This window comes from Hoeflea sp. BAL378 (assembly GCF_000759435.1).
GTDB lineage: Bacteria > Pseudomonadota > Alphaproteobacteria > Rhizobiales > Rhizobiaceae > Hoeflea.
The window spans coordinates 1-5586 of record NZ_JRJG01000205.1 but is presented as its reverse complement, the minus strand read 5'-3'; the positions used below and the strand labels follow the sequence as shown (position 1 = coordinate 5586).

Below are 5586 nucleotides of genomic sequence, written 5' to 3'. Positions count from 1 at the left end.
CCGCCGGCGGAGATCCACGCCGGCGCCGACCACCTGGTGCTCGCGCTCAAGCATCGCGACGATCTCGCCGCCATGGCCTATGATCTGGACGCCGGCCGGACGCTGATGCGCGAGCACGGCCTGGTGACCATCATGCTGGTGCATGTCAAAAGCGACCGCCAATTCGAGGTCCGCAACGCCTTCGCCTCGGGCGGCGTGCTCGAGGATCCCGCGACCGGAGCGGCCGCGGCCGCCTTTGCCGGCTATCTGCGCGATCTCGGATGGCCGCATGGCAACCGCATCCGCATCGTCCAGGGCGAGGACATGGGGGCGAGATCGCTGATCGAGGCCGAGTTCACCGACGAAAAGGGCGGCTCGATCCGAATCTCCGGCGCCACCCGCAGGATCGATTGACCCGCCGTTCCGCGGCCGCAGCGACTTTTGTTGATCCTAATCAAGGCCGAAGCGCCCTGCGCCAGCCATGCTCCGTTCAGGAGTATGATTCATGCCGGCACGGTCCAAAGACGAGCTTCTCGCGGCAACGCTAGAGGAATATGCGAGGCTCGATGCGCTGATCGCGCCTCTGTCCGAGGCCGAGGCCATGGTGAAGGATGAGGATAACACCTCGATCAAGGACGTCGTCGGCCATCGCGCCCACTGGATCGACCTGTTTCTCGGCTGGCATGCCGACGGCCTTGCCGGCAAGGACGTCGCGTTCCCGGCCCCGGGCTACAAATGGAATGACCTCAAGGCCTACAATGCGAGGCTGCGCGAGGCCCAGTCCCGCCTGAGCTGGACCGAAGCCAGGAGCCTGCTGACGGAGGCTCACGCGCACCTGCTCGGGTTCATCGCCGGTCACGACGACGGCGCGCTCTACGGCGGACCGATGCAGGGCGCCCGCAATGACTGGACGACCGGACGCTGGGCCGAAGCCAACGGACCCAGCCATTACCGCTCGGCGTCGAAATACATAAGGCAGATCCTCAAATCCCGGCGGTCATGATCGGCTCGACGCTATCATGACCCGCGCTCGCGGCCCCGCTTGCCGGCCGATTGACATTTCACCGCTCTTGCAGCAAAACACCGCCACCATGCGCACCACGATCAAGACCAAAACCACGATCTGACCCGTTCCGCCCCCCACTCTCCCCGGGGCGGGAAGAGTGGCGCTTGACCGCTAACAAGGGGAGAGAGGAGCACGGGAACCATGGGTTTCAAAATCGCAATCGCCGGGGCGACGGGCAATGTCGGCCGCGAAATGCTCAACATCCTTTCAGAACGCGCCTTCCCGGTCAGCGAAGTCGTGGCGCTGGCCTCAAGCCGTTCCGTCGGCACCGAAGTCTCCTTCGGCGACAAGACGCTCAAGGTCAAGAATCTCGAAACCTATGATTTTTCCGACACCGACATCTGCCTGATGTCGGCCGGCGGCGCGGTGAGCACGAAGTGGTCGCCCAAGATCGCAGCACAGGGCTGCATCGTCATCGACAATTCCTCGGCCTGGCGCTACGACGCCGACGTGCCGCTGATCGTGCCGGAGGTCAATCCCGACGCGATTTCGCTCTACACCCGCCGCAACATCATCGCCAACCCGAACTGCTCGACGGCGCAATTGGTGGTGGCGCTGAAGCCGCTGCATGACCACGCCAAGATCAAGCGCCTGGTGGTCTCGACCTACCAGTCGGTCTCGGGCGCCGGCAAGGACGGCATGGACGAGCTGTTCAACCAGACCCGGGCGGTGTTCGTCGCCGACCCGATCTCGAACAAGAAGTTCACCAAGCGCATCGCCTTCAACGTCATCCCCCACATCGACAGCTTCATGGAGGACGGCTACACCAAGGAGGAATGGAAGGTGCTGGCCGAGACCAAGAAGATGCTCGATCCGAAGATCCGCGTCACCTGCACCGCCGTGCGCGTGCCGGTGTTCATCGGCCATTCCGAATCGGTCAACATCGAGTTCGAGAACGAGATCAGCGCCGACGAAGCCCGCGACATCCTGCGCGACGCGCCGGGCTGTCAGGTGATCGACAAGCACGAGGACGGCGGCTACATCACGCCCTATGAATGCGCCGGCGAGGACGCGACCTTCATTTCCCGCATCCGCGAGGACGCCACGGTCGAGAACGGGCTCAACATGTGGATCGTCTCGGACAATCTGCGCAAGGGCGCGGCGCTCAACGCCATCCAGATCGCCGAACTGCTGCTCAACCGCCGGCTGATCACGCCGCGCGCCGCGGCCTGACCGGCGGACATCCGAATTGAAGCAAAAGCCCCGCCATTACATCCGGATGGCGGGGCTTTTGCTGTCGCACGGGACCGTGACATTTGACCGAATCGCTGGCAATGTCCCGATTCAACCGGTTTTACATGACAAAGGGCTCAAAGGCATGAATGGCAATAGTCGACGACTGGCAGCATTGGGGATCGCGGCGCTCCTGGCCACCGGAACCGGCGCGACGGCCCGGGCCGCGCAATGCGGCAACACTTCCAGCGGCTTCCCGGCCTGGGTGGAGCAGTTCAAGCAGGAAGCCTCACGGGCGGGGATCTCGCAGCGGACGCTCGACAGCGCCTTCAAGAATGCCCGCTACGCCACCAAGACCATTTCGCTCGACCGCAACCAGAAGAGCTTCAAGCTTTCATTCGAGCAGTTCATGCAGAAGCGCGGCGCCGCCTCAATCGTGTCCAAGGGCAAGCGGCTCAAGCAACAGAATGCCGGGCTGTTTGCCGCCATCGAAAGCAAATACGGCGTGCCGGCCGGCCCGCTGATCGCGATCTGGGGCATGGAGTCGGGCTTCGGATCATTCACCGGAAACCAGCACACCGTCTCGGCGGTGGCCACGCTTGCCTATGACTGCCGGCGGTCGGACTATTTCACCGAGCAGCTCTACGCCCTGCTGCAACTGATCCAGAAAGGCTGGCTGAGCCCGGACTTCAAGGGCGCGGCCCATGGCGAAATCGGCCAGACCCAGTTCCTGCCCGCCAATGTCGCCCGTTTCGGCGCCGATGGCGACCGCAATGGCAGCGTCAATCTCGGCTCCGCCGCCGACGCCCTGGCCTCGACCGCGAACTTCCTGCGCGGGCATGGCTGGAGCCGCGGCGGCGGCTATCAGCCGGGCCAGGCCAATTTCGGCGCGATCCAGGGCTGGAACGCCGCCGGCGTCTATCAGAAGGCCATCGCCGTGATCGGCGCCCAGATCGACGGCTGATTGTCCGCCATCCGGGCGGGGGTCAGAAGTCGTCGCAGCTATCGGCCGCGGTGGACTGGGCGGTGGAGATGATCTTGCCGTCGCGAAACGCAAAGATCTCGCGGATCATCAGTTCCTTGTCCGGAAACTGGTAGCAGACCAGCGCGGTCGCGGTGGCCTCATCGACGGCGGCGCCCTCTTCGAGCTGCCAGGCGAAATTCGCCGTCTTGACGATGTCCTCCCACTCTTCGAGCGCCTCGAGGAATTCGGCCTTGCTCTGGGTCACGCCCAGATCTTCGAGCCTGATGGTCGCGTCATCGGCCAGGAGCTCGGCGATCGCCACGCGATTGACGTCGAACATCGCCGTGTACCAGCGGTCGAGCAGCGAACTCTGCGCCGCCGCGCTGGACCCGAACAGCGCCAGCACCACAGCCAGCGCCGACACAGAAGACCGGATTGCATTCATCATGGGCTCCCCAAGGGTGCGTCTCGATCAGACGCAGGCGCTGATGCACCCATGGAAGCGGAGAGGCCGGCGTGCTGTCAAGCAAGCCCGGGTTCGGGCCGGAAAAAATCGCCTGTTTTGGGGTCCATGACCCACAATTCGCCGGTCGAGATGTCGAACCAGGCGCCGTGCAGCGCCATCGTGCCGCGATCCTCGAGGATCTTGATGCAGGGAAATGTCCGGAGATTGGCGAGCGAATTGCGGATCGAGATCCGCTCCAGCGCCACCTGGCGTTCGCCGCCGGTCATCAACTGGCTGTCCTGGATCTGCTGGGCCGCGGGCTTGAGCAGGCCCATCCACTGGCCGATGAAATCGCCCGGTGACAGCGGCGCGGCATTGGGATCGAGCGCGGCCTTGATGCCGCCGCAGCGGCCATGGCCCATCACCACGATCTGCCGGATCTTCAGCGACTGCACGGCGAATTCCAGCGCCGCCGACGTGGCGTGATAATTGCTGTCGGGCGCATAGGGCGGAACCAGGTTGGCGACATTGCGCACCACGAACAATTCGCCCGGGCCGCAATCGAAGATGGTCTCGGGTGCGGCGCGGGAATCGCAGCAGGCGATCACCAGCGTGTGCGGCTCCTGGCCGCTTTCGGCGAGATCGCGGTAACGCTGGCGCTCGGCCGTGTAGCGGCCGCTCATGAAGGTCTGGTAGCCTTCAAGAAGGCGGTTCGGAAAAGTCGACATGCCTTCGCACATAGCGGCACGCGCCGCCAAGATCAATCGGGCTTTTTCATCTGCGCCGCCGCCGCTGCCCCAAATTTCCGGCGGATGCGGCCTCCGCGGCCGCGCGGCGCCAAAGGCGACGGCGGGACAGGGAAGGCGTCAGCCATGGATGGCGATCAGGATTCCGTGCGCGTCGCGGGCCGGATCGGCGGGAAACGGCGTCGTCAGACCGGCGGCATGGCGCCCGGCCATCACCAGATTGACCGCGGCGTCGACCAGGTCGTCCATCGCCGCGCCGCGCGGCGGGCCGTCGGCGAAAATGCCGGGCTCGATGCCGTGGCGCACGAGCACCGCGATGCGTTCGGCAATGCCGGCCGGATTGACCGCGCCGCGGATCTTCTTGGGCGTCGCCATCGCCGCCATGGAATTGAGCCGGCAGAAGGCGAATTCCGGATGGCATTCGAAGATGCGGTCGCGCAGGCCCGGATCCGCCCGCAGCATCCGGTCGATCTCGAGGATCTTGCCGAACAGGAAGAACGCCTGCTTGGAGACCTTCCGCGGAGGACCGGAGGTCTCAAGCGCCAGGGCGCAGGCTTCCAGATAGGTTGGGGCCTCAACCGCCGCGCGCGCCGGGATGCAGAACACGCTCGACTGCCGCGCGCCGAGATAGCGCCGGATCGCCTGTTCCGGCCCCCGGCCGGGACCGCTGATCCGCGCGGGCAGCCCCATCGGCATGTCCACCGCCAGGATCGCGCCGGGACCGAGTTCATCCACCAGATCGGCGAACCGCGCCCGAACCATCAGCCGCGGACGCGTGTCCCCCGGGGCCCGCACCAGCGCGATCCATCCTGCCCGGCACCCGTCCACGCCGGCAAGCGTCCCATCGGGCGTCTGGAGCGCGGAACTCACGATTTCGTGCGGTCCGCCATCGAGCGGATGGCGCGCATGTTGACCATGGCCATCGGCGTGCGCAGGCTTTGCGCGTCGGTTTCGAGCGTCAGCTCGTCTGCGCCGCGCCGCGCCGTGCGGGCGAGGATCTCGAACACCGTGCCGGTGGCCATCTGCAGCGCCTTTTCCTCGGCCAGGCCCTCCAGCAGCCGGGCGAGAAACGTCGCCGACATCAGATCGCCGAGCCCGTTGGGGGCCTTGGGGATGAGCCGGTGCTCGGCCATCAGCGCCTGGCGGCCGCTGACCAGCAGGTTGCCGGTGCTTCCGGCCATCATCGCCGGCGCCGAGGTGACCAGCACCCGGG

General features: G+C 65.7%; 7 protein-coding genes and 1 pseudogene. 4 read left to right on the top strand and 4 right to left on the bottom strand.

Annotation, left to right across the window (positions count from 1 at the left end):
• The 4 genes from LL06_RS25080 to LL06_RS25065 form a co-directional block, all read left to right on the top strand.
• A partial coding sequence (locus LL06_RS25080; RefSeq protein ID WP_035533519.1) for a PhzF family phenazine biosynthesis protein occupies positions 1 to 393 on the top strand: 393 nt, incomplete at its 5' end.
• Between the two features lie 91 nt (positions 394 to 484).
• Positions 485 to 982, top strand: a complete 498-nt coding sequence (locus LL06_RS25075; RefSeq protein WP_035533517.1) for a ClbS/DfsB family four-helix bundle protein — start codon at positions 485 to 487, stop codon at positions 980 to 982.
• Between the two features lie 204 nt (positions 983 to 1186).
• Positions 1187 to 2218, top strand: coding sequence for an aspartate-semialdehyde dehydrogenase (locus tag LL06_RS25070; protein WP_035533515.1), 1032 nt, complete (start codon positions 1187 to 1189; stop codon positions 2216 to 2218).
• Positions 2219 to 2363: 145 nt separating this feature from the next.
• Entirely contained in the window at positions 2364 to 3182 is an 819-nt protein-coding gene (locus LL06_RS25065; protein ID WP_035533513.1) for a lytic murein transglycosylase, read from the top strand.
• Between the two features lie 22 nt (positions 3183 to 3204).
• Here the strand turns inward: LL06_RS25065 and LL06_RS25060 are convergent, their stop codons facing one another.
• The 4 genes and pseudogenes from LL06_RS25060 to LL06_RS25045 form a co-directional block, all read right to left on the bottom strand.
• Complete coding sequence (locus tag LL06_RS25060) at positions 3205 to 3630, bottom strand: nuclear transport factor 2 family protein (protein ID WP_152599775.1); 426 nt, start codon at positions 3628 to 3630, stop codon at positions 3205 to 3207.
• Positions 3631 to 3704: 74 nt separating this feature from the next.
• Positions 3705 to 4355, bottom strand: a complete 651-nt coding sequence (locus tag LL06_RS25055) for a carbonic anhydrase (protein ID WP_035533521.1) — start codon at positions 4353 to 4355, stop codon at positions 3705 to 3707.
• Between the two features lie 138 nt (positions 4356 to 4493).
• On the bottom strand, positions 4494 to 5243 hold the full coding sequence (locus LL06_RS25050; RefSeq protein ID WP_035533511.1) for a DUF429 domain-containing protein: 750 nt from the start codon (positions 5241 to 5243) through the stop codon (positions 4494 to 4496).
• Positions 5240 to 5586, bottom strand: a pseudogene (locus LL06_RS25045) (pyridoxal kinase); the annotation flags it as partial. The gene LL06_RS25050 and the pseudogene LL06_RS25045, both read right to left, overlap by 4 nt.

Excerpts from the sequence above, each read along its gene's own strand:
- LL06_RS25075 (WP_035533517.1), top strand. The coding sequence starts at position 485 with ATGCCGGCACGGTCCAAAGACGAGCTTCTCGCGGCAACGCTAGAGGAA.
- LL06_RS25055 (WP_035533521.1), bottom strand. The coding sequence starts at position 4,355 with ATGTCGACTTTTCCGAACCGCCTTCTTGAAGGCTACCAGACCTTCATG.
- LL06_RS25060 (WP_152599775.1), bottom strand. The coding sequence starts at position 3,630 with ATGATGAATGCAATCCGGTCTTCTGTGTCGGCGCTGGCTGTGGTGCTG.
- LL06_RS25065 (WP_035533513.1), top strand. The coding sequence starts at position 2,364 with ATGAATGGCAATAGTCGACGACTGGCAGCATTGGGGATCGCGGCGCTC.
- LL06_RS25070 (WP_035533515.1), top strand. The coding sequence starts at position 1,187 with ATGGGTTTCAAAATCGCAATCGCCGGGGCGACGGGCAATGTCGGCCGC.